Raw genomic sequence first — 24,480 nt, 5'->3', positions numbered from 1 at the left:
ATCAGCACTCAGGCGATGACCTCTTCGACAACGTTGCCGAAGACGTCGGTCAGGCGGAAATCTCGGCCTTGATAGCGATAGGTGAGTTGGCGGTGGTCGATGCCCAGCAGGTGGAGCATCGTGGCATGCAGGTCGTGAACGCTGACCGGTTTTTCCGTGATGTTGTAGCTGTATTCGTCCGTCGCTCCGTGCGTCATGCCAGGGCGCACTCCGCCACCGGCGAGCCAGATCGTGAAGCAGCGAGGATGATGGTCCCGGCCGTAACTCTTGGCGGTGAGCTCTTCTTGGCAGTAGACGGTGCGGCCGAACTCGCCACCCCAGACGACCAGCGTATCGTCGAGCAACCCTCGCTGTTTGAGATCCGTGATCAGGGCGGCGGAGGCTTGATCGGTGTCGCGGCATTGGCCGGCGAGCTGGGTCGGGAGGGTGCGATGCTGGTCCCATCCACGGTGGAAGAGTTGGACAAACCGCACCCCTCGCTCGCAGAGCCGGCGGGCGAGCAAGCAGTTGTAGGCAAAGCTGCCCCGCCGCAAGACGTCGGGGCCGTAGAGGTCGAGCACCGCTTGCGATTCTTGCGATAAGTCGGCCAACTCGGGGACGGACGATTGCATCCGATAGGCCAGCTCGTACTGGGCGATGCGGGAGGTGATCTCCGGGTCGGGGCACTGCTGGTGCTTGAGCCGGTTGAGCTGGGCCACGCTGTCGAGCATTCGCCTCCGGTCGGCAGGGCCGAAGCCTGGCGGATTGGAGAGGTGGATGACCGGATCACCGACGCCGCGGAATTTGATTCCTTGGTAGTGCGGCGAAAGAAACCCGCTGCTCCCGGGTGTGCCGAGGCGAGCTCTTTCCACAGTCCGGCCGGTTGGTAGGGCCGCACCGATGGGCCGCCTTGTTCCCGGACCAGCAGACCGCTGGCGGCCAGCGCTTGATCGCGGATCAGCTCGGCGGCGAGCCGGAACCGGGGGCCTCGCGACAACAGCCGATTGTCGGGATCCCGCTGCCAACTTGCAGGGCTCCCCAGCGTCGACTGTCGGTAAGTCGCCGAAGTGACGATCGCTCGCAGCAGCGCTTTCACATCCCAGCCGCTGTCGATGAACTGGAGGGCGAGAAAATCGAGCAACTCCGGGTGGCTCGGCCGTTCTCCGCGGATCCCAAAATCCTCTGGTGTCGCAACCAGTCCCGTCCCAAACAGCATCTGCCAGAACCGATTGACCGTCACCCGAGCGGTCAGGGGATGTTGGGGATCGACCAGCCAGCGAGCAAGCCCCAGCCGATTGCGAGGGGCGTTCGGCGGAAGTGCCGGGAGGACTGCGGGGATGCCAGGTGAAACCGCTTCGGCCGGTCGGTCGTACGCGCCGCGGATGAGCAGGTGCGTCGTTCGCGGCTGCTCCAGCTCCTCCATCACCATCACCGAGGTGGAGCCGTGGGGCGTTTCGGGCAGCGACAACAGTGGCGGCGAGTTGCCGTGCCCGCGACCCTCTTCGGCGATGTTATTGAAGAACGCGAAGAACTCGTAAAACTCGGTCTGGGAGATCGGGTCGTATTTGTGCGAATGGCAGCGAGCGCAGCCGAGCGTCAGCCCCAGCCAGACCGTCGCCGTCGTTTCGACGCGGTCGACCACGTACTCGACGCGGAACTCTTCGGGAATGATGCCGTCTTCATCGTTGATGCGATGGTTGCGGTTGAAGCCGGTGGCGATTCGTTGCTGCTGGGTGGGCTGTGGCTGCTGTGGGGAAGCGGGCAGCAGGTCGCCGGCGAGTTGTTCGATTGTGAAGTGGTCGAAGGGCTGGTTGCGGTTGAACGCTTCGATCACCCAATCTCGCCAAGGCCACATCGAGCGGAGGATGTCTCCTTGGTAGCCGCCGGAGTCGGCGAAGCGAGCCGCATCGAGCCACTCGAGCGCCATCCGTTCGCCGTAGGCTGGCGAGGCCAGCAACCGATCGACGACCCGCTCGTATGCCTGCGGTGAGGAATCCGCCAGGAACGCATCGACCTCGGCGGGAGTGGGCGGAAGTCCAGTCAGGTCGAGCGTCACGCGGCGGATCAGGGCCGCGCGATCGGCTTCGGGAGCCGGCTGCAGATTAGACTGTTCGAGTCTCTCGAGAACGAAGCGGTCGAGCGGGCTCCGCGGCCAGTCTGCATCGGCGACTTCGGGCGTCACCGGTTGGCGGGGGGCAACGAATGCCCAGTGCTCGTTCCACTGAGCTCCTTCTGCGATCCACTGCCGCAGCCGCTCCACTTCCGCCGGGAGAAGCGCTTGGCCCGCTTCCGGAGGGGGCATCCGTTCGCTTGCTTCGGGCGTGGAGACCCGCCGGTACAGTTCACTCTGTTCGGGCTCGCCGGGGACGATCACGGCTGGTTGCGAAGCGGACGATCGGGAATCGGCGACCGCTGCCTGGCGAAGGTCGAGCCGCAGATCCGCCTGTCGCTGCGCCTCGTCGGGGCCGTGGCACTCGAAGCAATGCTCGGCCAGCAGCGGCCGGATGTCGCGCTGGAAGTCGATGGTCGCGGCTGGGGCGTCGGCTGTGGGGGTTTCAGTTGTGGGAGAGTCAGGCGTGGAGGTTGGCGGGGCAGCTCGGAGAGTCGGAGTGAGTGTGAAGCTGGCTGCGGCGAGGAGCAATGCGCCGGCGATGCGGCGGAGCGGAAAGTGGCGGCGACCGGTGGTGCGCATGGCATCTTCCCTCGGGCTCAGGGGTTTTTGGTGGTGGCCAGCGGGTCGTCGTGCTCTCCGAGCCAGTCGAGCAATTGTTGGCGAAGCTCGCTACGGCGGCGGGTGTGGCTGGGCGCAGCGGCCAAATTGTGCAGCTCGTCGCGGTCGTTCTGGAGGTCGAACAATTGCTCGTGGTTGATCTGCGGGTACCAGATGTACTTCCACCGATCGGTGCGAATCATCCGTTGGCTGTCGCCGAAGTATCCGACGATGAAGGGGTAGATCTCGTCGGTTTGCCCGTGGAGGACCGGGACGAGGCTCTTGCCCTGCACCGACTTGGGCACGGGGACCCCGGCGAGTTCGCAGGTGGTTGGAAAAAGGTCCCGCAGGTAGCACTGGGCGGCTCGGGTTTCGCCTGCGGGGATCCCGGGACCGGCAAAGATCAGCGGCACATTGATGGTGTGTTCGTACATATTCTGTTTGCCCCGCAAACCGTGGCTGCCCATCGCCAGCCCGTGGTCGCTGGAAAAGATCACGATCGTGTTGTCGGCATGGCCGTTCTGTTCGAGCGCTTTGAGAATGCGGCCGATCTGGGCATCGAGATCGGAGATCACGGCATAGTAGGCTGCCAGATCGCGGCGGACGATCTCTTCGGTCCGTGGCCAAGGGAGCAGCTGTTCGTCGCGGCCGTCGAAGTTGCCGTGGTCAAAGGGGTGCTGCGGTTGGAAGTTGTTTGGCAGCGGGATCTGGGCGGGATCGTATTTGCTCTCGTCGCCCGGGGGGACGAGCAGCGGGTCGTGGGGGGCGGTGAAGTTGACGTGCAAGAAGAAGGGCTGCGGTGACCGGCGAGCGAGGAATTTGATCGCCGCATCGGCAAACCGGGCGTTGATCGTCGGAGTTAGGCCGACGCCGTGTTCGGGCTGGAGTTGTCGGTCGTCGCTCTGAAAGATCCAGCCTCGGTAGCCGGTGACCTCTTCGCCCCGATAGTCCTGCGGGTAGGCGAGCGGAAAACGGCTGCCGCCGGAGGAGAACAGACCGAGGCTCTCGGAGTAGCCACGCGTCGTGGGGCGGCCGGCGAGATGCCATTTGCCAACCCACCAGCTGTGGTACCCCGCCTCCTGCATCGCTGCAGGCCAAGTCGTGAGCGACGGATCGGGTTTGTTGTGCGGAGGGTGGACGCCGTTGCGAAAGCCGGTGCAGCCGGTGAGGATCTCAGGGCGGCTGGGGACGCAGAGCGGATGGGCGCAGGTGGCGCGAGTAAAGGCGGTGCCGCGGCGAGCAAGGGAGTCGAGGTGGGGTGTCTTAATCACTGTGTTGCCGAGCGCGGCGACCGTGTCGGGCCGCTGGTCGTCGGTCAGCAGAAACAGGATGTTTGGCGGCCGCTCGCTCCCGGACTCCGATTTCGGGGCATCTGCCTCACTTCCGCTGCTGCGATGCGGTGCAACCCCGGCAACCGCCCAGCAGCCAAGGCACAGCAAAATCCGACCCAACCCCTGCAGCTTTCGCATCGCTGTTCCTCTCGACTCAAGCCCAGGAAGTAACCCGTCCGGCGCCCCATCATGCGCCAATCGAACCCCCGCCCGCCACCATTTTCTCCCCCGTTCCCCATTGGGGGTCACAGCCCTAACGGAGACACTGGGTAGCGTGTCGGTAATGGGGCAAATGGGAAAAGGGGGGAAGTTCGGCGCCGGCGTTAGGGCTGTGACCCCTTCCTGATGGTGTTAGGGCTGTGGCCCCTTTTGAGCGCGCCCCGCAGGGGCCCCAACAATCCAGCCCAGGGCACAGCGTCGCGGCGAAGCCGCAGAGCGACGCCCTGGGGCACGCGCGTCCCTCACACCCGGAAGCCCTGAAAGGGCGAGACAAACCTCCGCTCAGCCCATTTGGGGTCACAGCCCTAACGGAGACAGTGGGTAAAGTGCCTGCAGTGGGGCGAGTGGTAATAATAGGTAAGCTGTTAGGGCTGGGGTGCGGGGGCTGGGCGCAAGGGCTGTGACCCCTTCCTGAGACGAGCGCAGTCCTAACGGAGACACTGGGTAGCGTGTCGGTAATGGGGTAAATGGCAAAAGAGGGCAATTCGGCGCCGGCGTCAGGGCTGTGACCCCTTCCTGAGGGTGTTAGAGCCCATTTGGGGTCACAGCCCTAACGGAGACAGAGCCCATTTGGGGTCACAGCCCTCACAGAGACAGTGGGAAAATTGCCTGCAGTGGGAGGAATGGGAAGGAAAGGTAAAACGTTAGGGCTGGGTGTGCGGGCTGGGCGCAAGGGCTGTGACCCCTTCCTGCGACGAGCGCAGTCCTGCCGGAGATACTGGGTAACGTGTCGTTAATGGGGCAAATGGGAAAAGAGGGAAGTTCGGCGCCGGCGTTAGGGCTGTGACCCCTTCCGGGGAGCCTCAGGGCTGTGGCCCCCTTCCGGGGAGCCCGCCCCGCAGGGGCCCGAACAATCCAGCCCAGGGCGGCGCTCTGGGCGGTTTTGTTTGAGCCCTCCGGGCTGAGGGTGAAGCCCGGGGCAAGGGTGGAGGCCGCCTTCCTGGCAGCGCCTACCCTTCTTCCACAGCCTCTTTGATGGCGCGGACTTTGGCAGGGCGGGTGAGGGCTGTCGCGGTGACGCGTGCCACGTCGATGCCCAGCAGAGCGCCGAGTCGCTCGGCGAGATGGAGGTCCGAGACGCCGTGAAACTGGTTCACCGGCGCATTGCCGTAATAGATCGTGTCCCGGTCGTGGGCGTAGCCCGACTCAAAAGCATCGGCGAGCTCCTCGATCCACTCCTCCGGAACCCCTTGCTCGCGGCAGTGCTCGACGGACCAGATCTCAGCTCCCTCGCATTGGCTCAAAAGTGCGAGGGCACGGATTCTCGACAGCATCGCTAAGTTAAACGATCGATCTTGGCGGCCAGAATAAAGTCGTTCTCGCTCAGCCCACCGATGGCGTGCGTCGTCAGTTCAATCCGCACATTGCGATAGCCGACCAGGTGCAAGTCGGGATGGTGCTGCTCTTCCTCGGCCAATCCGCCGACTCGATTCAAATACGAAAGGGCTTCAAGAAAGTTGGGGAAGGATCGTTTGCGGAAGATCGACCGACCGTCGTCGCTCAGCTGCCACTCCTCCACCTGCCCAAGGAACATTCTCGCTTGCTCGGGACCCAGCGGTTCGACTCCCCCTTCGCAGGGTTTGCAACGGCGACTCGCCAACTGGGAATCGGTAGACATGATCCGGATCGCTTTTGAGCTTTCTAGGTTCGCACGGACGGGGCCAAAGCCACCGAATCAGATGTCGCGAGCCGAGCGAGGAAAGGGCGATTGTCGCAGCGAAGCGGGTGCATTTTCCGCTCTGCCCAAGGTGGGCTGTGGAACGCGGTCTTGATCGCTCGGCTGGTCCGCCTCGTCCTGCTCCGCGGCGTCCTGTTCAGGCTTCTTCTCTTCAACATCGGGCGACGAGGGACCGGCTTCGGTGGCCGATTCCCCGGCTGCAGCTGCCGCTTCGCCAGTTGCGTCCGAGGGGCTGGGCGTCGCTCCCTCACCATTCTCCGGGGCACTCATCTCCGCTTTCTGCAGCCGCGTTCGCGGGGCTTGCTCCGCCGCGCTCGGCTCGGGCTCAATCACCGAAGCTCCGAGCGGCGTGCCCGGCAGCTCGATCGTCGGCGGCGGCATCAGCGACGAGTGGCCGCTAGAGATTGCCGCCCCGAACGAGTCGTAGTAGTTCGGCGCCACGCGCTGCACGACTTGCCGCGGAACCATCACCGTCCGCTGGTAGGGCACCAGCTTGGCGACTTGCCGCTGCACCTGAATCGTCCGCGTCTCGGTGACCGGCTCGTAGTACTGGACTTCGACCGGTTCCTTGCGAGTCTCGTAGACCATCCGCGTCGTCTCCACCGGGACCCGCCGCGTCTTCACTTCGGGCACGTACTTGTACTGTTGCACCGGAATGTTCTCGGTCGTCGTCTCGGTGACTGGTCGCTGGACGGTCACAGGTACGCGGCGGGTTTCCACCACCGGCTCTAGCCGCGTCGTCTGCACCGGCACCCGCTGGACGACCGTCTCGGTCTGCATCCGCTGGACTTGAACCGGCACTTGTTGCTGGACCGTTTCCGGGACGTATTGGGTTTGCGCCACCTGCTGGGTGATCAAGTTCGGGCGATACGTCAGCTGCGTTTGCACGGTCGGCGGGGTCGCCGCCGGAGTCCAGAACAAACCCCCACGGTTGATCGACACGATCCCCAGCGGACCGGTGGTCTGATAAGCCCGCGGCACCCACTGCAGGCCATACCCGACGGTTCCCGGGGTGATCACCTGCTGGGCCACGTAGCTGCCGGCGTCGACGGTCTGGTTCTGCACCGTCGTCACCGGCCGCAGCGTCGTGTAAGCCTGCGTTTGGTACTGCGTCTCCACCACTGGACGCTGGACCTGGTACTGTTGCTCCTGGTACTGCGTCTCGACGACCGGACGGTAGGTGGTGACCTGTTCTTCCCGTTCGGAGGTCTCGGTCACCATCCGCGTGGTCGTCTTTTGTTGTTGGCGATAGGTGGTCTCCAGGACCGGCCGCATCACCGTGTACTGTTCCTCGCGGAACGAAGTCTCGGTGATCGGACGAGCAACCGTATGCTCCCGCTGCTCGGTGCGGGTCTTGAGCACCATCCGCGTCTCGCTGACTTCGCGCGGTACGAAGACCGTTTCATAAACCGTGCGATAGGCGGTTTCGACTTGCGGTTCGAGCACCGTGTCGCACTGCAGGCGGTAAGCCGGTTGATAGCAGCAGTCGTCTTGGGCGAAAGCTTCACCAGCGGCGACGAGTGGCAGAGAGACACCGGCCGCCAAGGCCAAGCTGCGGACGGAACAGGTCAAGCGGAGCGATCGGTTTTGCATCATCATGGATCAAGTGCTGGAAGAGTCGCGGACGACGTGTACTCCATGCAGGCCGTGTGCCTAAGTTTGCTCCGCGGTCAAGCAACATGCAAATCCCATCTGCGGGCATGAGAGTCAGCAAGTTCACCAGAGGTCGACGTTTAGCGATTCTGAAAAAAGTTCAAGTTAATTGGGCACTCAGCCGAGGGTATAGCCGGTCCGGTTTTGCTAGTTTGCCCGGCTTGTGCAGCCGCCGCTACAAGCGTTGTCTTTTCGCAACAAGTCTCCCCGCTCCCCGCCCAACTTCTCCCACTGAGACTCCGCATTGACGATGCAGCGACTGGATTGGATGGTCGATTCTCTGCCGCTCAACTTGGCGATCGATGAGGCGCTCCTGCAGGCGGCCGAAGCGGATCAGGCGGGGGAGGTGCTGAGGCTGTGGGAGTTCAGCGAGCCGGTGGTCGTCATCGGCCGCGGCTCGCGGGTCAAAGTCGAAGTCGATCTCAACGCTTGTGCGGCCCGCCGCGTTCCGGTCCTGCGGCGAGCCAGCGGCGGCGCGGCGATCCTCGCCGGACCGGGCTGCCTGATGTATTCGGTCGTGCTCAGCCTCCGCGAGCGACCCGAGCTCCGCCGGCTCGATGCCGCCCACCAGTTCGTCATGGGACAGCTGGCCGAGCAAATCCAAAAGCTGCTCCCGGAGGTCGATGTCCGCGGCACCTGCGACTTGGCGTGGCAGAACCGCAAGTTCTCCGGCAACAGTCTCCGCGTGACCCGCGACCATCTGCTCTACCACGGCACCCTGCTCTACGCCGCGGATCTCGAACTGCTCGCCAGTTGCCTCAAAACTCCGCCGCGTCGCCCCGAGTACCGCAAGGATCGCGAGCACGCCGCCTTCGTGACCAATGTGCCGCTGACCGCCGAACAACTTCGCGAAGCCACCGCCGAAGCGTTCGCCGCCGGCCAGCCTCCAGCGACCCCAGCCCGTCTCGCCTCGCTCGCCGCCGGACCGCTCGAGCGGGCTGAGCAGTTGGTCGTCGAGCGGTACGCCAGCGACGCGTGGACCTTCCGGCACTGACAGCTGTAGAGCGGCTCGCGGAAGAATCGTTTAACGGCAAGCCCAAGGCGACTGCTTTTTTGAACACCGTCGCCTTCGGCTTGCCGTTAAACGACTGTGTGACGTACTGCTGGCCGGCTCTCGTGCGTTGGCTTAGGCTGTGCGAGCCAGCGGTTCCCGAAAATTTCCCTCCTCGCCAATCAAAAGCAGCAACGATGTCGGAGCAGTCTTCAGAGTCCCCGTCCGGAGTCGATGCGGATCCCGCAGGCCTTGCGGAACGCTTCGCAGGCCTTGCCGAGCGGTTGGCGGCTCATGGACAACAGCACGTGCTGCGGTTCTGGGATCAGCTCGACGCGGCGGGCCGCGATTCCTTGGCTCGGCAGCTCGCCGAGGTCGATCTGGAGCTGCTCGATCAACTGGTCCGCGGCGAGGATCAGTCGGTGGACTTTGGGGTCCTGGCCGCGCGGGCCGAGGCCCCGCCGTCGGTCCGTGCCGACGGGACGGGAGCCGAGTGGTCGGTAGCCGAAGCACGGGCTCGCGGTGAGGAATCGCTCCGCCGCGGCGAGGTGGCCGTGCTGATCGTCGCCGGCGGCCAGGGAACGCGGCTCGGGTTCGACCAGCCCAAGGGGATGTTCCCGGTCGGCCCGCTCTCGGGGCGGACGCTGTTTCAGTTCTTTGCCGACCGCTTGAAAGCCGTCGCCCGCCGCTATGGGCGCACCGTTCCGCTGTACTTGATGACCAGCCCGGCGACGCACGAGGAGACGCTCGCCTACCTCCAGGCGAACGACTACCTGGGGCTCGGCCGCGACGACGTGCATGTCTTCTGCCAGGGAACGATGCCGGCGGTCGACCGGGAGAGCGGCAAGCTGTTGCTCGCCGAACGCGACTCGTTGGCCCTCAGCCCCGACGGGCACGGCGGCACGGTGGCGGCCCTTCAGCGGAGCGGCGCGCTCGAGGCGATGCGGCGGAGGGGAATTCGTCAACTCTTCTACGCCCAGGTCGACAACCCGCTCGTCCCGCTCGCCGACCCGGAGCTGATCGGCCACCACCTGATGGCCGGCAGCGAGATGACGACGCAGGTGGTCCGCAAGCGGTTCCCCATGGAGAAGGTGGGCAACGTCGTGCTCGTCGACGGCCGCGTCCAGATCATCGAGTACAGCGACCTTCCCGAGCAGGCAGCCGAGATGACCGACGAGGCGGGCAACCTCAAGCTCTGGGCCGGCAACATCGCCGTGCACGTGTTCGAGCTCGAGTTTCTCGCCCGCGCGGCCGATGATCCCCAGCGGTTGCCCTTCCACCGGGCGACCAAGAAAGTCCCCTACGTCGACGAGCGCGGCCAGCGCGTCGAGCCAGAGGAGCCGAACGCCACCAAGTTCGAACGGTTCATCTTCGACCTGCTCCCTTCGGCGTCCCACGCGTTCGTCGTCGAAGGAATTCCCGCCGAGGTCTTTGCACCGGTTAAAAATGCCGATGGCGCTCCCACCGACACGCCGGCCGCCGCCAAGGGAGCGATCGTCGACCTGCATCGCCGCTGGCTCGAGCAGGCCGGAGTCAACGTCGCCGCGGGAGTGCAGGTGGAGATCAATTCGCAGCTGGCGTTGGACGCAGGCGAAGTCGCTTCGGCCGTCGCCGAGGGACGGCTTCCCGCCGCCGGGACGACGATCGAATCCGATCAGTACTTCGGTGGTTAACCCCTGCACCCCTTCCTCTCAGTTCGCCCTTCGGAAACAGCCGGAATGTTGCACGCAGTAATCATGGCGGGTGGTAGCGGGACGCGGTTCTGGCCGGCCAGCCGGCGGGATGTCCCCAAACAATTGCTCCGCTTGGTCGGCGAGCGGACGATGATCCAAGCCACCTCCGACCGGCTCGAAGGGCTGGTGCCGGCCGAGCAACGGATGGTCGTCACCAACCGCCGGCTGGTCGCTGCCGTGGCCGAGCAGCTGCCCGAGCTGCCCGCCGAGCAGATCATCGGCGAACCGTGCAAGCGCGACACCGCCCCCTGCATCGGACTGGCCGCCACGCTGCTGCTGGCTCGCGACCCCGAGGCCACGATGCTGGTCCTGCCGTCGGACCACGTGATCGGTACCCGCGAGCAATTTCAAGCGGCGATCACCGCCGGAATGGCGTTGCTCGAGGAAGACCCGCGGCGGATCGTGACCTACGGAATCCCCCCGACCTACGCCGCCGAGTCGTTCGGCTACATCGAACGCGGCAACCCGCTCGCCGCCAAGATCCCTGGGCTCCAAGCGTTCGAAGTCGCCCGGTTTCGCGAGAAGCCCGATCGGGCGACCGCCGAGAGCTACCTGGCCGCCGGCACGTTCTACTGGAACAGCGGCATCTTCCTGTGGCGGGCCAGCACAATTCTGGACGCGATCGGCGAGGCCGAACCGGCGATGGCCGCGCGGCTCGAGCGGATCGGCCAAGCGGTCGGAGCGGCGGATTTCGACGCAGTCCTTGAGCGCGAGTTCGCCGCCATCGAGGGCAAGTCGATCGACTATGCGGTGATGGAGCGGTACCAGCCGGTGGCCGTCATCGAAGCCGCCTTCTCCTGGGACGACCTGGGCAGCTGGCAAGCACTCGCGCGGATGGTCCCTCCGGACCGCGACGGCAACACGGTTCAAGGCCAGCACGTGGGGATCGACACCCGCGGGGCGATCATCCGCAGCGATGACGGACACGTCGTCGTCACGATCGGCGTCGAAGATTTGGTGATCGTCCACACCCCCGGAGCGACGCTGGTCGCCCCCAAGGCAGCCGAAGAACGCGTCCGCGAAGCCGTCCGCCGGTTGGAGGAAGAAGGCCTCGACGCACTGCTCTGACGCTGAGCCCGCGCCGCGGACCGGCCGTGGTGGCTGGGGAAGTCTTCCGCTGCGGCGGTGAAAATGCTACTCTTGCCGAGCTTCGGAGGGCTCCGCTCGAAAATGGCGGTCCGAAAACCCCCCGATTCCCACAAAACCCTTACGCTTTTTAGCTCGATCCATTCCGAACCATGGCAAAACCTCACCATAAATTGAAGAAGGCGAATCACGGTCGCCGACCCGCCAACGCGAAAGCCCGCAAGGCCAAGCGGAAGAAGATCCGGACCTAGGAAAGGGTCGTTGTGGCCAATCGCAATTTCCTAGTCGACCCATCTCTGCTCGACTTCGACCGCCCGATCGCGGGGATCGAAGAGATCCGCCGCTACAACCCGCAGCGGTTCGAGATGGAACAGCTGACGGCGATCCTCTACGAGGATCTGACGGAGAATGTCTGCGCGGCCTACAAGGACCTGACTCGGAACGAATTCTGGGTCCGCGGCCATATGCCCCGTATGCCGCTGATGCCCGGCGTGATCATGCTCGAAGCGGCGGCCCAATTGGCGAGCTACTTCACGCAGAAGCACGACCTGCTCGGGGCTGCGATGGTCGGTTTTGGCGGCGTCGATGAAGTCCGCTTCCGCGATCCCGTCATCCCCGGCGATCGCTTGGTCCTGATGACGCGGCTCGAGAAAGCCCGGCGAGGGCGGATGATCGTCGCCCGCTTCCAAGGAGCCGTCGGCGACTCGCTGGTCGTCGAAGGAGTCCTCAAAGGCATCCCGATCCCGGTCGATGCGATCAACGCAGCCATGGCCGCCGAAGCTGACGCGAACTAAGCCGGCCTACGGCTTATCTTGAGGGTTGCGAAAGCGACCGGCGACCACGGCGATCACGATCAGCAGCGTCGGGGCGATGATCAGCGCCCCCATGACGAGCATCACGGCCGCCGAGTCCGCGTCGAAGGAGGGGGCGTTCACCGTTGGGCTCGCACGCACTGCGGAATCGCCAGGACGGGACGACGCCTGGCCGGATTGTCGAGAGTGGCTCGTCCGCTCTCGCCCGCTAGTTTACCGCACCCCCGGCCAAACCGGGATGCTGGCCGGCCGTGATCCCGGCAGCAACTCGCTCGCCGGTGCTCTAGCCACTTCCGCGCCCGCCCCCGTCGCTCGCGGGCTCGGCCGCGAGGCGAGCCCTGCCCCATGTTCGGCCGCATGTTCGGCCGCATGTTCGGCCCTTGCCTCGGCGAGCCGTGCAAAAGCCGCTGCCAGTTGCGGATCTTCGCCGGCTTCTCCCCCGCTGGCCCCCTCGACGCCGCTCCAATTCAGTGGCGAGCCCCCGGCGAGATTCCCGCGAGTCGGGCCGGGCGAGGTGCACCCGAGGCTGATCGAAGCGAGCATCCCCAGCACCGCCGCTCCACGCAGCGCCCTCGGGCTCCGCGGTCGGCGGTCGCCGGCATCGATGCCGCTTCGATAGCTCGAGACTCTTTGCACCTGATTTCCACTCCCGGCTGACGCAGGTTCGCGATCCTTCTCGCCCCTCCGCATCCCGCGGATGGTCGGAAGGAGCCTTGCTGCTGGCTGAGAGTCAGGATCGGGCGAGGAACGGCTGGTGTTGTACGAATTGTGCGTCCCAAGCCGGCTGTGCCGCGGATGCGGGTGGGGGAATGCGGAGAACCGACACGGCCGGCAAGAGAGGAAGGATCGCTGCGACCGGCAGGGAGCATCGCAGCCGGCAAGGTTTGCCAGGGGCGGGGCTCTTTTTGATTCATCAGCCGCCACGCGCTAGCGTCCGGTTATCGCGGCGCTGTTGGGAACCGGGGGCTGGCGCCCGGCGGCTGATGGATTTTCCCGCCCTTAGGCGACCAGGTAGGCCCAGCGGATCGTGGTGCCGTCGCTGCTCGCCGGTCGCAGCTCGATTGCTCCGGCTGTTTCCTCGAGCTCGGTCGCCGCGATGTCACCGAGCGGCTCGATCGCCACCGCCGTCCCACACCGCTGGTAACGGGAGCCGAGAAATCCGCGCTCAGCACTACTGCAGCGGGCCGCGACGTCGAACTGCAGCGCGGGGACTCCGCCGCGGTCGGTGGGGTGGACGCTGATGCTCCAGTGGCTGCGGGCCGCGGCTCCCACGCCGAGCGCGGTGGTCGTGGTCCCGATCGTCTCGACCGACAACTGCTGCAGCGGCGGACTCTCCGGCCAATCGGCTTCGGCATCCGATTCGATCGACGTCAGCTCGGCCGTCACCGCGTCGCCATCGACCCGCTCAATCACGTGACCAAAGCGATCGCCCTGCCAGAAGAAGCGGATGCGGAGTCCGCGGCCGGCGGGATCGAGCGCGGCGACCGGAGGAGGTGGAGCAGGTTGGTTCATGGAAGCGGCGAAACTCAGGCGGGCGATAGTCAGGCGGGTGCGTGCAGGGGAAGCGAGGCGAAATTCTCGAGCAGTCGCAGCCCGTCCGCCTGGCTCTTCTCCGGGTGGAACTGTACCGCGTGCAGGTTGCCGCGGCGGACCATCGCACAAAACGGCCCACCGTAATCACACTCGAGCGCCACCACTTCCCGATCGCTCGGCCGCACGTAATACGAGTGGACGAAGTAGAAGTGAGCCGTCTCGGGGATCCCTTCGAGAATGGGGCTCCGGCCTTGAGGAGCCGTTACCCGGTTCCACCCCATGTGCGGCACTTTCAGAGTCGGATCGATGTCGAACCGGACGACGTCGCCGGCGAGCACCCCCAGCCCGCGATGCTCGCCCGCTTCGTAGCCCGTTTCGAACAGCAGCTGCAGCCCCAGGCAGATTCCCAAAAACGGGCGTTCGCTAGCGATGAAGTCGAGGATCGGCTGCTCCAAGTCGCGGTGACGAATCTCCGCGATCGCTTCGCCAAAGCCGCCGACGCCGGGCAGAATCAACCGCTCGGCTTCGGCGATCTCGCGGGGATCCGACGAGATCACGGCTTCTTGGCCCACCCGTTCGAGCGCCTTTTGCACGCTGCGAAGGTTTCCCATTTGATAGTCGACAATGGTGATCATGGCGGTGACCGTAGCGGAGATTTCGGAGGCGGGGGAGTGGACTGCGAGAGCGAAAAGCACGAGAGCATTAAAGGCAAGGATCGGCCGGAGCTGTGAGTGACTCGAGCGCCGCGAGGCATTCGGCGGCGGTCGGAGCCTCGACCGCCCGCCGCAGCGCCGCCCGCTGCTCGGCGGTCAGCGGGACCGGGGCGCCCGGCTCCGGAGCCGACGGCACGAGCGCTCGGCTGATGCCCCGTTCGAGCTCCACCAACCCCGTGCCGCGTGTCGCTGAGACCGCAAAGCTGACGGCCCCCTGCGGATCACCTGCAGGAGCGGCCCCGTTCGGCGGCTCGGCCAGGTCCGCCTTGTTCCAGACGAACAAGCAGGGGGCGGAGGTTCGCGCCCGCAGCTCTCGGTGCGTCGCCGTCCAGCCGCTCTGGCTGTCGATCACCAGCAGCACCAAGTCGGCTTTCTCAAGAGCCGTTCCCGTGCGGCGGACCCCTTCGGCTTCGAGCGCTGCGTCGGTCGCGCGAACCCCGGCGGTGTCGCTCAGCCGGACTGGCCAGCCCCCGATCGCCGCGTCGGCCGAGACGACGTCGCGGGTGGTCCCGGGAGAGGCAAAAGTGATCGCCCGGCGGTACCCGAGCAAGGCATTCAAGAGGCTGCTTTTGCCGACGTTCGGGGGCCCCGCCAAAACGACGTTCCAAGGTTCAGCCAAATGCGCCCCGAGCGACGCGCGGCCCAGCACTTCGGCGACCCGTGCTTGCACCTCTGGCAGCACGCCGCTCGCCGCCGCCTCCCGAAGCTGCGCGGCGAGCGTCGCGGCAAAGCGGTCCACCGCCCCGCGGAGCTGATCGAGGGCGATCGCCGCCGTCCGCTCGGTGCTGGTCTGAGCGAGGATGCGAGTGGCTGCCACGCGGACGCTTGAGGTGTGAGCTGCGGCGGTGCAGGCGAGCCACGTCTCGGCATCGACGGTGGCGGCACCGGCGGCGGCTAAGTCGCGGAGGATCGCGGCCACCGCTGCTCGACCGCCGTGGCAGTGGACTTCGATTGCGTCGTCGGCGGTGGCGACCACGACGACCGATTCGCCGCTGCGTCCTTCGCGCTCCTCGGCCGGTCCCATCCAGCGTCCGTAGCGGATCGCATCGAGGGGAAAGCGGTCGGCAGGAATCGGGGTGGCCGGTGCAAAGTTTCGCAGGACCGCGCGATGAGCTGCCGGTCCGCGGACGCCAATCACCGCGATCGCACCCCGTCCGGCGGCCGTCAGCGGCGCTGCCAGGGTGCCGTCGGCGGCGGTTCGGGCGGACGGCTCTGCCGACTGGTCAGGATGGCTCACAAGACTATAGGTTTTATCGACAGGTAATTGCGTCGGGTAAAAAAAGGGGGCCGACCATCCCCGCTTCTTTGGAGAATCGCAACCGTGTCCCACGTCTCGGTGAAAATCCATGCCCCCGGCGGCACCATTGTGATGGAGCGACCGCAAACGCGGAATGCCTTATCGCGGGGGATGATTGAAGAGCTCGATCAGGCGCTCGACGATCTGCATCAGGAGAAGCGGGTGCGAGGGGTGATCCTGACCGGTGCCGGCAGCGACTTTTGTTCGGGCATGGATCTGCAAGAGCTGCATGCGACGCGGAGGCAGGATGATCTGCAGTCGCTCGGCCAACTGCACGCTGACTGGGTCGCGGTGGCCGAGCTGCTGAAGAAAATTCTGCGGTTTCCCAAGCCGGTGATCGCGGCGGTCGACGGGGACGCGCTCGGCGGAGGGCTGGCGCTCGCACTGGCGAGCGATCTGATCGTCGCCTCCGAGGGAGCTCGGTTTGCCGCCCCAGCCGCCCAGCGGGGATTGATCAGCGGACTGGTCGCTCCGCTGCTGGTGTTTCGACTCGGAGCTTCCGCGGCCGCGCGGCTGTTGCTCGCTGGCGACGCGCTCGACTCCTCGCAGGCCGAGTCCGCGGGGCTCGCAAGCCGCGTCGTTCGCAGCGACCAGGTCTGGGTCGCTGCCGAAGAACTCGTCCGCCAGTGTGCCACCGCTCCGGCCGAATCGTTGCAGCTGACCAAACGCCTGCTGAACGAGACGATCGGCGAGATGCTCGATGGGCAGCTGACGATCGGGGCCGGGATGGGGGCCACCGCCTGCTCGACCGAATCGGCCGCCGAAGGGCTGGCCGCGTTCGCGGAAAAACGCCCCGCGGTGTGGCCGTAGCCCGGCTTCGGTTAAACTCCCAGGCCGCCCGGTGATCACCACCGCGCATTCAACCATTCGCAACGCAAACCGAGCCTGGAGCCGAGAGCATGAAAGTCGCCACGATCGAAACCGACAAAGGCACCATTCGTTTGGAGCTGTTCGAGGACAAAGTCCCCAAGACGGTCGCCAACTTCGAGAAACTGGCTGGCGAGGGATTCTACGATGGGCTGAAGTTTCACCGCGTGATCCCCGACTTCATGGTCCAGACCGGCTGTCCGCAGGGGACTGGCACCGGCGGCCCGGGCTACAAGTTCGAGGACGAGTTCCACCGCGACCTGAAGCACGATCGGCCGGGGATCCTCTCGATGGCCAACGCCGGACCGAACACCAACGGCTCGCAGTTCTTCATCACCCACGTCGCGACGCCTTGGCTCGACGGCAAGCACAGCGTGTTCGGCCATGTCCTCGAAGGCCAAGACGTGGTCGACTCGATCGAGCAGGGTGACGCGATGAACAAAGTCACGATCAGCGAAGAGTAATCCACCCGAGGAATCCAATCGTGAAAGCGCTCGTGCTGACCGAATACAAACACATCGAGCTCGCCGACATCCCGGAACCGGAGGTCGGAGCCGAGGATGTGTTGGTCCGGGTTCATGCGTGTGGAATTTGCGGCAGCGATATCCACGGCTACGACGGCAGCACCGGGCGGCGGATTCCTCCGCTGGTGATGGGGCACGAAGCGGCCGGCGTGGTCGAAGCGGTCGGCTCGGCTGTCCGCAAATTCAAGGCGGGGGACCGAGTCACCTTCGACTCGACCGTCTCCTGCGGCCGCTGCCACTTTTGTCGCCGCGGCGAGATCAATCTCTGCGACAACCGCCGCGTACTCGGCGTTTCCTGTGGCGACTACCGCCAAAACGGAGCCTTCGCCGAGCTGGTTTCGGTCCCCGAGAACATCGTCTACAAGCTCCCCGAGGGGCTGTCGTTCGAAGCGGCCGCGCTGATTGAAGCGGTTTCGATCGCCGTGCACGCGGCCAATATCACGCGGCTCGCCCTCGGCGACACCGCGGTGGTCATCGGCAGCGGCATGATCGGACTGCTGGCGATCCAGGCGATTCGCCTCCGCGGCGCCGGACGCGTGATCGCGACCGATGTGGAGGAGAGCCGGCTGGAGATGGCGCGGCAGCTCGGAGCCGATATCACGCTCAACGCCCGGGAGACCGACATCCCCGCCGAAATCGCGAGGCTGACCGACGGCCGAGGTGCCGATGCGGCGCTCGAAGTGGTCGGCCATCAGCAGACGGTCAACGATGCGATCGCCGCGGTCCGCAAAGGGGGCGTGGTGACGCTCGTCGGAAACCTCTCGCCGAAGATCGAGTTTCCGCTGCAGTCGGTCGTGACCCGCGAGCTGACGATCCAAGGCAGCTGCGCTTCGCAGGGCGAATACCCCGAGTGCATTCGGCTGCTCGAAAGCGGAGCGATCCGCGTCGAGCCGCTGATCACTGCTCGAGCGACCCTCGCCGAAGGCCCCGAGTGGTTCGCCCGCCTCTACGAAGGCGTCCCCGGAGCCATGAAAGTCCTCGTCTGCCCGCAAGCGTAGCCCGTACGCCAGGCGGTTCAGTCGGACACTCTGCATCAGTCAGCCTGGAAAGGCTAACGTACGGTGGCCGCGACTGGGCTCCGTCAGAAAACTCCCTCTCAGCATTACCTTCCCCGCTCGTTCCTCGCGACCCTCCCAGGAGGAGGGTGTGTGGCTACAGGTTTTCTGCCAGAGCCTACCGCTTCTGCGCGAACAGCCACTCGTGGAACGCGTCGTTGCTGTAGGTCTGGCTCCAGCTGTTGTGCCCGACGCCTGGGTACTCGGTGTATTTTGGCTCGCCCCCGGCTTCGCGAATCGCTTCGATCATTTCGCGCGACCGCTCGACCGGCACCGCTTTATCGGCGTCGCCATGGAATGCCCACAGCGGCAGCCCCACGTACCGCTCGGCCCAGCTTGGATCTCCGCCGCCGCAGATCGGCGCCGCCGCGGCGAAGGGGTGTCCCTTGAAGCCAGCCGCATACCACGTCCCATAGCCTCCCATCGACAGCCCGGTGACGTAGATTCGGTCCTGGTCGACGCGTCCCGAAGCGACCAGCTGGTCGATGATCTTTAGCGCCAACCGCATCGGCTCCGACGGTTTGTCGGGAAAGGAGTTCTTGCCGCTCTCGTCGCTCCAGTCGACTTCCACCCACCGCTGGCCCTCGGGGCACTGCGGAGCGACCACGAATGCCGGATGCGTAGCGCGGCGAGCGTAGAAGTCGCCGACGCCGTGGACGAGCTGAGCTTCGTTGTCGCTCCCCCGCTCTCCGGCTCCGTGCAGGAACAGAACCAGTGGATACTGTTGCTTCTCGTCGCCCGAGTCCGACTTTGGCGGAGTGAGCAAACGGTAGTCGAGCGAGCCGGAGTCGTCGGAAATTGTCTTCCGCTCGAGCGCCGCTTTCCACGAGTCGTCAGCGATTCCCACGGAAGCATTCATCGAAGTCAGGAGAGCCAAGGAAGCAAGTGCCGTCATCGCGGCGCGAACCAGAGAGATAGTCATCGGCAGAGATTCCAATGAGGTGCGTGAGAGGAATGTTGGAGGGAGGGGGAGTTTTTCTGGCCCCCTCTCCCCCACAGGGAATCGCGGCTTTCACCTTACCATCGCCATGTGTTTCAACGCGATTTCCTGTGGGGGAGAGGGTTGGGGTGAGGGGGCCGACGCGGCTGGCGACCCGCCGCGACCAAGGCGTTCGAACGGTGGATTTTAGCTTCACAGGCGGATGGTGTGGGCGGACTTATGGAGCGTGTTTGCCGCATTGTAAAGCCCCCTCACCCTAACCCTCTCCCCCAAATCGTTCGCGAATGAGTGGAGGATTACAACGAGTCATCCGCGCGAACGATTCGGGGGAGAGGGAACTCTAGAGACTTTCCCCACCACCCTCTCCCGCTCGGGCCGGTTATGCTAACGGCACTCCCCAAGCCATCTGCATTCTTCCTCTCGCGAGGTTTTCGATGACCCGCCTGCATCCCCTGCCCTCGATCGGCCACCGGCTGATCGTTGCGCTCGGTCTGATCAGCATCCTCGTTCTCAGCACCTTTGCAGACGACGGCACCGCCGCCGCGGCCGACCCGCCGCCGCAGCGTCCAAACATGATTTTCATCTTGGCCGACGATCTCGGTTATGGCGATCTCGGCTGCTACGGCCAAACGGTGATCCAGACGCCGCGGCTCGACCGCATGGCGGCCGAAGGGATGCGGTTCACCCAGTTCTACGCCGGCAGCACCGTGTGCGCGCCGAGCCGCAGCGTGCTGATGACCGGCCAGCACATGGGGCACACCCACGTCCGCGGCAACGCCGGCGCCGCGGCGATGGAGCGACAGTCGCTCCGCGAGGAAGACGTGACGGTGGCCGAGGTTCTTAAAAAAGCCAACTACACCAACGCGCTGATTGGCAAATGGGGATTGGGCGAAATCGACATGCCGGGGCACCCGCTCAAACAAGGGTTCGATTCCTTCTATGGATATCTCAATCAAGCCCACGCCCATAACTACTATCCCGAATTCTTATATCGAGGTTTCGAGAAAGAGCTGCTGCGGAATGAGGTGCAGCGAGTCGAGAAGCCGGCCGGGTATCAAGGATTTATTGGCGGCGCGGCAACCAAGCGAATCGACTATTCACACGACCTGTTCGCTAGCGAAGCGCTCGAATTTCTGCGGACCCATCAGGATGAGACCTTCTTCCTGTATCTTGCACTAACGATCCCCCACGCGAATAACGAAGGTTCGCGGCTGACCGGCGACGGCGCCGAAGTTCCCGACTATGGTCCCTACGCCGATAAGGATTGGCCCAACACGGATAAAGGCCAGGCGGCGATGATCACAAGGATGGACAGCGACATCGGGCGAATCCTCGACCTGCTCGCCGAATTGGGAATTGAGGAAAATACGCTGGTCTTTTTCACTAGCGATAACGGACCTCATAACGAAGCCCGACACGATTTGGAACGGTTCGATCCGTCGGGTCCACTGCGGGGAATCAAGCGAGCTTTGTATGAAGGAGGAATTCGCGTTCCAGCGATCTGCCGGATGCCCGGGACCGTTCCGGCCGGGACGGTCACCGATCACGTTGCCTATTTTGGCGACTGGATGGCGACGGCTGCCGAGCTCGCGGGAGTCGAGCCGCCGGCGGGAATCGATAGCATCAGCTTTGTGCCCACGCTGTTGGGCAATCCCGACGAGCAACAGCAGCACGAATATCTGTATTGGGAGTTCTATGAGCAGGGAAGCCGCCAAGCGGTCCGCTTTGGAGCTTGGAAAGCGATCCGGCAACCGATGCTCAGCGGCCCGGTCGAACTCTACAATCTCGAGTCCGATCTCGGCGAAACCAACAATGTCGCTGCCGATCACCCCGAAGTCGTGGCCCAAGCGGTGCGTTATATGGAAGAGGCCCATGCGCCCCACCCGAATTGGCAAGTCCCCGAACCCAAGCGGAAAAAGCCGTCCACGCGGTGAAGGTCGATGAGCCAGCCTCGCAGCCATTTTCGTATCCGCTTCCCGCACGCCGATCGACCTCGTCTGTACGTCGGCGCGGCGGAGTATGCGGTGTTGAACTTGTCCGAGAGCGGCGCGTCGCTCGCTGCCGCTGGGGCGGCGAGTGGTTGGCGATCCGTGGCCTCGGTGCGAGTGGTATTTCGCGACGGCGCCGAGTGCCAGACGACCGCGTCGGTGTTGCGCTGTGAAGCGGAGGAGCTGATCATCCAGTTTGAAAAATGGATTCCGCTGCCAGTGATCGTCGCCGAGCAGCGGCGGTTGCTGCAGCGGTACCCCAAAGAAACCCTCCGCGACACCTCGCCGGAGGAACGGAAGGACTAAAAGAAATGGCCGTGGAGCCACCAGCGGTCTTGCTTGAGGTCGTGATAGATCCACAGCCACGCTCCCTCTTCGGTTTCGACGCGGTAGTAATCGCGGCGATGCATCGGGCCGTTCCACCAGCCGGTCTCGAGCCGCTCGGGGCCCCAGTGGCGGACGATGCGGTGGACTCGTCCGCCGAAGCGAAACCGCTCGGGCAGGCTCCGCGGCCCCTCCGCTGGTGCTTGGGAGTCCTCCCCTGCCCTTGCTCGAGGTGGATCTTGGCGGCTCGCTTCGGCTCCGGGAGCGAGGACCGAGAGAGGTACGGGCTGGGAGAACATCATCAGCGGGCGGCGGAGCGGATCGCTCGGCGTGGGGGGGTGGGTGGCGCTGGTCCAGCGTGACGCGGGCGAGTGCGACGCGGGCGAGTGCGACGTTGGCGAAGGCAGTGAAGGCGACGAGCGCGGCGATCGCTCGCGACTTGCGGTGCGACGCGCCGAGCGGCGGCGGGGCGCGGGACGCCCCGGCACAATTGCCCCGATCGGTTGGCCAGCCAGCGGACGCAGCCGAATCGCCTGCTCGGGCAACGGGTCTTCGGTCAGCTCGACGCCCAGCACGCGACTCCGCCCGAGGCGACTGCTGAGTCCGTCGATCAACCGAGCCAAGTCGATCACCGAGCCCTGTTCGTCGCCTCCAATATCGCCGAGCGTCGGTTGATGCATGGTCAAAGGACCGGTCAGCGTCGCGGCGACCACGACGCGATGGGCCAGCGACGGAAAGCGGCAACGCTCCAGGTTGCCCGCAAGCAGCCGCAGTAGATGCTCGGCCGTGGCCGAGGGGGCAAACAACCCAATGCGAACTTCGACCGCCGGAGGCTGTTCCAAATCAAACCGGCAGACGAGCCGCAGGGCACCGCGTTGTCGCTCCGCCAAACCGCGAGCCACCTGGCGGACCAAGCCTTCGACTTGATGGCGGAGGATGTCCAGATCTCGCGTCGGATACTCAAGATCGACCGCGGCACGATCGCTGGCGGCCGCATGGTGGGCCGGGAGCGGTTCGTCGACCGCTCCGAGCGCCTGGTCGAGCCGGCGGAGCAGGTCGGTCCCCAGCCGCGTCGCCAATCCGCTGCGTGGCAACCGCCGCAGGGCTTCGATCCGCTCGACTCCCAAGCGGCGGAGCATCGCTGCGGTCTCGCTGCGAATCCGCAGCGCCGCGACCGGCAGCCGATCGAGAGTCGCGGAAGTCTGCGCTGGGGGAATCAGGCACAAGGAGTTGGATGCGGTTCCGTAATGGGCCAATCCCCAAGCGGCTCCGGCGGTATCGGCAATCGCGATCCGCCCCTCGAGCCGCTGGCGGCCGAGGAGCTTCTCGGCCGCGGCGGCTAGCTTCGCTTCGCTGCCGAACAGCTCCCCCACACCCGTCACGTCGAGCAGCAGCGCCTGAGGCTGATGCAGGACTTGGCCCGCCCAGAGGAAATCGTCGAGCGGCTCGAGAGCGACGATCGGACTCAGCTCCTCGGCACACGCCTCGGCCAACCGCCGCAGCGCCTCCAGATCGGCCTCGCTGTCATGCTGGAGGATTTGGGGGGCATGCTGGAGGATTTGGGGGGCATGCTGAAGGATCTGCGGGGCATGTCCGCGCAGCAGCGAGTCGGCTTCGCCCACCGTCATTCCCACCCGCACGCCTCGGGCGGCGGCTCGCTCGCAGCAGGCGACGACCAACCGGCCCCGCCGCGGATCGATCCCCCACAGCACCAGCGGGGCTTCGGGCCCGAACGACTCGGGGGGCGGTTGGGGATGCGCCGCGTCAGGCTCGGCGGCGGACAGCTCGCTGCGCAGCCGCTGGATGGGCCAGTTGGGCAACCAGAGGCAGAGCAGCCGAGTGGCGGGCGTTCGAGGCGGTGTCATGGTGGAGTCGTCCGGCGGCATCGATTCGCAAAATCACGCTTCCTCCCGCCCGCCCGCCGCGACAGCGGACCAGCCGAGCTCGCAGTCGCCGGTCGCCCGAACCCCTCTCCTCGGCTCTCCACCGGCGAGAGGCGGGCTCTTGAGCAGCTTGCTCGAGCGGCTGGTCCGGCGACGGTGTGGGGATGCCCCGCACGTGCCAGCGGACTTCGGCCCAACTCGGCTCGCGGAGCGCCGCCTGCGGGCGGACGAACATCGCGGTCGTACGGCCGGTCTCCGCAGCCAATTGCAGCCGCCGCGCGTCGCGGTCGTCGAGCGTTTCCAAAAATCCCCAAACCACTGCCACCGCGGGGCTCCGCAGCGCCTGGTCGGCCGCCCAGACAAAGTCGCTCCGCCCGGCGACCCGCACGACGATGATCTGGTCGGCGGGAATTCCTGCCGCGATCGCAGCCGGGGGGTAGAACGCGCCGCTCCCCCGGCTCGTTTCGCTGCCGTCGATCACCACCAAACGCCCCCGCTTGCCCCCGGTTCGCGGCTCGCCCCCCGCTTGCGACCCGCCTCCGGCGAGGGCTTCGCGAGCGGCCAGGAGCGAAAGCCAGCCCGCTCCGCAGCCGTGGCTCTCGCCCACCCACTCGTTGAGCGTCCCCGGAGTCAGCCCGCCGCCGGGAAGCAATTGGTCGAGCTCGGGCGAGCCGCAGGAGATGGCCGCAGCGAGCGGATCGCGGCGGCCGCTTTCGATCCGCGAGAGTTTGGCTCGCAACGAATCGAGGACCGATTCCCGCCCGGACGCCGGCGGAGCCGCCGGTGCGGAGTCCGCAGGCGGCGCTTTGGCGGCGGCCAGGCGTCCAGGGGTCTGGAGCCCCGCGACCGGCGGCCGCTCGGTCGCCGCGTCCTGCTCCACCGGATCCCATAATTCCAGCTGCATGGTTGCCATCGCACGGCCCTTGAAGCTTGAGGGGGGAAAGTCGGTCCATCCATGTCCTGCGAATACTGAACCCTTGTATCGTCATTTGCTAATGCTAGCAAAAGACAAAAAGCGGGTCCAGTTTTTCTCGCGGGAGCCGGTTCTCGAGGGGAGGGAGCCCCCCAAGGAACGGCTGCGGAACCGTAGGCAAGCGGCCGGACACGTTAGGTCAATCCAGTCCGGATAATCGGAAAATTTTGCCGGAAACCGGAAACCGGAAA

At 65.5% G+C, this 24,480-nt stretch carries 23 protein-coding genes and 1 pseudogene; 10 read left to right on the top strand and 14 right to left on the bottom strand.

The window, feature by feature from the left end; all coding sequences use genetic code 11:
- Positions 1-8 precede the first annotated feature (8 nt).
- The 6 genes and pseudogenes from GNK13_RS21600 to GNK13_RS01815 form a co-directional block, all read right to left on the bottom strand.
- Positions 9-851: a DUF1501 domain-containing protein gene (locus GNK13_RS21600; RefSeq protein ID WP_390622484.1), complete on the bottom strand. Its 843-nt coding sequence runs from the start codon at positions 849-851 to the stop codon at positions 9-11.
- Positions 803-2,671: pseudogene (locus GNK13_RS01835) on the bottom strand (PSD1 and planctomycete cytochrome C domain-containing protein); the annotation flags it as partial. The pseudogene GNK13_RS01835 and the gene GNK13_RS21600, both read right to left, overlap by 49 nt.
- Positions 2,672-2,688: 17 nt before the next feature.
- The gene (locus tag GNK13_RS01830; protein WP_164100734.1) at positions 2,689-4,158 is read right to left on the bottom strand and encodes a sulfatase-like hydrolase/transferase; all 1,470 of its coding nucleotides are present in this window, start codon (positions 4,156-4,158) and stop codon (positions 2,689-2,691) included.
- Positions 4,159-5,189: 1,031 nt separating this feature from the next.
- Positions 5,190-5,513, bottom strand: coding sequence for a hypothetical protein (locus GNK13_RS01825; protein WP_164100733.1), 324 nt, complete (start codon positions 5,511-5,513; stop codon positions 5,190-5,192).
- 2 nt (positions 5,514-5,515) lie between these two features.
- Positions 5,516-5,857 carry a 4a-hydroxytetrahydrobiopterin dehydratase gene (locus GNK13_RS01820; RefSeq protein WP_164100732.1) on the bottom strand — a complete coding sequence of 114 codons (342 nt, stop codon included), beginning with the start codon at positions 5,855-5,857 and terminating at the stop codon, positions 5,516-5,518.
- Between the two features lie 57 nt (positions 5,858-5,914).
- The gene (locus GNK13_RS01815) at positions 5,915-7,513 is read right to left on the bottom strand and encodes a hypothetical protein (RefSeq protein WP_235934716.1); all 1,599 of its coding nucleotides are present in this window, start codon (positions 7,511-7,513) and stop codon (positions 5,915-5,917) included.
- Positions 7,514-7,820: 307 nt separating this feature from the next.
- On the opposite strand from GNK13_RS01815, the gene GNK13_RS01810 reads away from it, so the two are divergent.
- From GNK13_RS01810 to GNK13_RS01795, 5 genes are all read left to right on the top strand, one after another.
- Positions 7,821-8,564: a lipoate--protein ligase family protein gene (locus GNK13_RS01810; RefSeq protein WP_203328877.1), complete on the top strand. Its 744-nt coding sequence runs from the start codon at positions 7,821-7,823 to the stop codon at positions 8,562-8,564.
- 194 nt (positions 8,565-8,758) lie between these two features.
- The gene (locus GNK13_RS01805) at positions 8,759-10,234 is read left to right on the top strand and encodes a UTP--glucose-1-phosphate uridylyltransferase (RefSeq protein WP_164100730.1); all 1,476 of its coding nucleotides are present in this window, start codon (positions 8,759-8,761) and stop codon (positions 10,232-10,234) included.
- Positions 10,235-10,279: 45 nt separating this feature from the next.
- Complete coding sequence (locus GNK13_RS01800; RefSeq protein WP_164100729.1) at positions 10,280-11,362, top strand: mannose-1-phosphate guanylyltransferase; 1,083 nt, start codon at positions 10,280-10,282, stop codon at positions 11,360-11,362.
- A 170-nt stretch (positions 11,363-11,532) separates the two neighbouring features.
- The gene (locus tag GNK13_RS22030; protein WP_390622483.1) at positions 11,533-11,631 is read left to right on the top strand and encodes a 50S ribosomal protein bL37; all 99 of its coding nucleotides are present in this window, start codon (positions 11,533-11,535) and stop codon (positions 11,629-11,631) included.
- A 12-nt stretch (positions 11,632-11,643) separates the two neighbouring features.
- On the top strand, positions 11,644-12,174 hold the full coding sequence (locus GNK13_RS01795; RefSeq protein ID WP_164100728.1) for a 3-hydroxyacyl-ACP dehydratase FabZ family protein: 531 nt from the start codon (positions 11,644-11,646) through the stop codon (positions 12,172-12,174).
- 6 nt (positions 12,175-12,180) lie between these two features.
- Here the strand turns inward: GNK13_RS01795 and GNK13_RS21870 are convergent, their stop codons facing one another.
- The 5 genes from GNK13_RS21870 to GNK13_RS01775 form a co-directional block, all read right to left on the bottom strand.
- A complete protein-coding gene (locus GNK13_RS21870) occupies positions 12,181-12,315 on the bottom strand; it encodes a hypothetical protein (RefSeq protein WP_261345378.1) in 135 nt (44 codons plus the stop codon).
- Positions 12,316-12,405: 90 nt separating this feature from the next.
- Entirely contained in the window at positions 12,406-12,828 is a 423-nt protein-coding gene (locus GNK13_RS01790; protein ID WP_164100727.1) for a hypothetical protein, read from the bottom strand.
- Between the two features lie 363 nt (positions 12,829-13,191).
- Positions 13,192-13,704 carry a hypothetical protein gene (locus GNK13_RS01785; RefSeq protein ID WP_164100726.1) on the bottom strand — a complete coding sequence of 171 codons (513 nt, stop codon included), beginning with the start codon at positions 13,702-13,704 and terminating at the stop codon, positions 13,192-13,194.
- A 29-nt stretch (positions 13,705-13,733) separates the two neighbouring features.
- Positions 13,734-14,360 (bottom strand): imidazole glycerol phosphate synthase subunit HisH, encoded by a 627-nt coding sequence (gene hisH, locus GNK13_RS01780; protein ID WP_164100725.1) that lies wholly within the window; start codon positions 14,358-14,360, stop codon positions 13,734-13,736.
- Between the two features lie 67 nt (positions 14,361-14,427).
- Entirely contained in the window at positions 14,428-15,675 is a 1,248-nt protein-coding gene (locus GNK13_RS01775; protein ID WP_164100724.1) for a GTPase, read from the bottom strand.
- Positions 15,676-15,759: 84 nt separating this feature from the next.
- Here GNK13_RS01775 and GNK13_RS01770 point away from each other — a divergent pair, with 84 nt between their 5' ends.
- From GNK13_RS01770 to GNK13_RS01760, 3 genes are all read left to right on the top strand, one after another.
- A complete protein-coding gene (locus GNK13_RS01770; protein ID WP_164100723.1) occupies positions 15,760-16,545 on the top strand; it encodes an enoyl-CoA hydratase/isomerase family protein in 786 nt (261 codons plus the stop codon).
- A gap of 89 nt (positions 16,546-16,634) precedes the next feature.
- A complete protein-coding gene (locus GNK13_RS01765; protein ID WP_164100722.1) occupies positions 16,635-17,066 on the top strand; it encodes a peptidylprolyl isomerase in 432 nt (143 codons plus the stop codon).
- A gap of 20 nt (positions 17,067-17,086) precedes the next feature.
- A complete protein-coding gene (locus GNK13_RS01760; RefSeq protein WP_164100721.1) occupies positions 17,087-18,124 on the top strand; it encodes a zinc-dependent alcohol dehydrogenase in 1,038 nt (345 codons plus the stop codon).
- Positions 18,125-18,299: 175 nt separating this feature from the next.
- Here the strand turns inward: GNK13_RS01760 and GNK13_RS01755 are convergent, their stop codons facing one another.
- Positions 18,300-19,103: a carboxylesterase family protein gene (locus tag GNK13_RS01755; RefSeq protein ID WP_164100720.1), complete on the bottom strand. Its 804-nt coding sequence runs from the start codon at positions 19,101-19,103 to the stop codon at positions 18,300-18,302.
- A gap of 452 nt (positions 19,104-19,555) precedes the next feature.
- Here GNK13_RS01755 and GNK13_RS01750 point away from each other — a divergent pair, with 452 nt between their 5' ends.
- Together GNK13_RS01750 and GNK13_RS01745 are read left to right on the top strand one after the other, a co-directional pair.
- Entirely contained in the window at positions 19,556-21,055 is a 1,500-nt protein-coding gene (locus GNK13_RS01750; protein ID WP_164100719.1) for an arylsulfatase, read from the top strand.
- Between the two features lie 6 nt (positions 21,056-21,061).
- Positions 21,062-21,415 carry a PilZ domain-containing protein gene (locus tag GNK13_RS01745; RefSeq protein ID WP_164100718.1) on the top strand — a complete coding sequence of 118 codons (354 nt, stop codon included), beginning with the start codon at positions 21,062-21,064 and terminating at the stop codon, positions 21,413-21,415.
- Here GNK13_RS01745 and GNK13_RS01740 read toward each other — a convergent pair.
- Positions 21,412-23,298 (bottom strand): Y-family DNA polymerase, encoded by a 1,887-nt coding sequence (locus GNK13_RS01740; protein WP_164100717.1) that lies wholly within the window; start codon positions 23,296-23,298, stop codon positions 21,412-21,414. The genes GNK13_RS01745 and GNK13_RS01740 overlap by 4 nt on opposite strands.
- Positions 23,198-24,229 (bottom strand): ImuA family protein, encoded by a 1,032-nt coding sequence (locus GNK13_RS01735; RefSeq protein ID WP_164100716.1) that lies wholly within the window; start codon positions 24,227-24,229, stop codon positions 23,198-23,200. Before GNK13_RS01735 ends, GNK13_RS01740 begins: the two co-directional genes overlap by 101 nt.
- Between the last annotated feature and the right edge of the window lie 251 nt (positions 24,230-24,480).

The sequence above is a fragment of the Candidatus Laterigemmans baculatus genome (genome assembly GCF_010367455.1).
GTDB lineage: Bacteria > Planctomycetota > Planctomycetia > Pirellulales > Pirellulaceae > Laterigemmans > Laterigemmans baculatus.
Note: the sequence above shows the minus strand (reverse complement) of the source record. Positions and strands in the feature narration are given on the sequence as shown.

Coding starts and splice junctions, on each gene's coding strand:
- GNK13_RS01825 (WP_164100733.1), bottom strand. CDS start 5,513: ATGCTGTCGAGAATCCGTGCCCTCGCACTTTTGAGCCAATGCGAGGGA.
- GNK13_RS01805 (WP_164100730.1), top strand. CDS start 8,759: ATGTCGGAGCAGTCTTCAGAGTCCCCGTCCGGAGTCGATGCGGATCCC.
- GNK13_RS01800 (WP_164100729.1), top strand. CDS start 10,280: ATGTTGCACGCAGTAATCATGGCGGGTGGTAGCGGGACGCGGTTCTGG.
- GNK13_RS01750 (WP_164100719.1), top strand. CDS start 19,556: ATGACCCGCCTGCATCCCCTGCCCTCGATCGGCCACCGGCTGATCGTT.
- hisH (WP_164100725.1), bottom strand. CDS start 14,360: ATGATCACCATTGTCGACTATCAAATGGGAAACCTTCGCAGCGTGCAA.
- GNK13_RS01820 (WP_164100732.1), bottom strand. CDS start 5,857: ATGTCTACCGATTCCCAGTTGGCGAGTCGCCGTTGCAAACCCTGCGAA.
- GNK13_RS01830 (WP_164100734.1), bottom strand. CDS start 4,158: ATGCGAAAGCTGCAGGGGTTGGGTCGGATTTTGCTGTGCCTTGGCTGC.
- GNK13_RS01765 (WP_164100722.1), top strand. CDS start 16,635: ATGAAAGTCGCCACGATCGAAACCGACAAAGGCACCATTCGTTTGGAG.
- GNK13_RS01785 (WP_164100726.1), bottom strand. CDS start 13,704: ATGAACCAACCTGCTCCACCTCCTCCGGTCGCCGCGCTCGATCCCGCC.
- GNK13_RS01735 (WP_164100716.1), bottom strand. CDS start 24,229: ATGGCAACCATGCAGCTGGAATTATGGGATCCGGTGGAGCAGGACGCG.
- GNK13_RS01745 (WP_164100718.1), top strand. CDS start 21,062: ATGAGCCAGCCTCGCAGCCATTTTCGTATCCGCTTCCCGCACGCCGAT.
- GNK13_RS22030 (WP_390622483.1), top strand. CDS start 11,533: ATGGCAAAACCTCACCATAAATTGAAGAAGGCGAATCACGGTCGCCGA.
- GNK13_RS01810 (WP_203328877.1), top strand. CDS start 7,821: ATGCAGCGACTGGATTGGATGGTCGATTCTCTGCCGCTCAACTTGGCG.
- GNK13_RS01755 (WP_164100720.1), bottom strand. CDS start 19,103: ATGACTATCTCTCTGGTTCGCGCCGCGATGACGGCACTTGCTTCCTTG.
- GNK13_RS01815 (WP_235934716.1), bottom strand. CDS start 7,513: ATGATGCAAAACCGATCGCTCCGCTTGACCTGTTCCGTCCGCAGCTTG.
- GNK13_RS01740 (WP_164100717.1), bottom strand. CDS start 23,298: ATGACACCGCCTCGAACGCCCGCCACTCGGCTGCTCTGCCTCTGGTTG.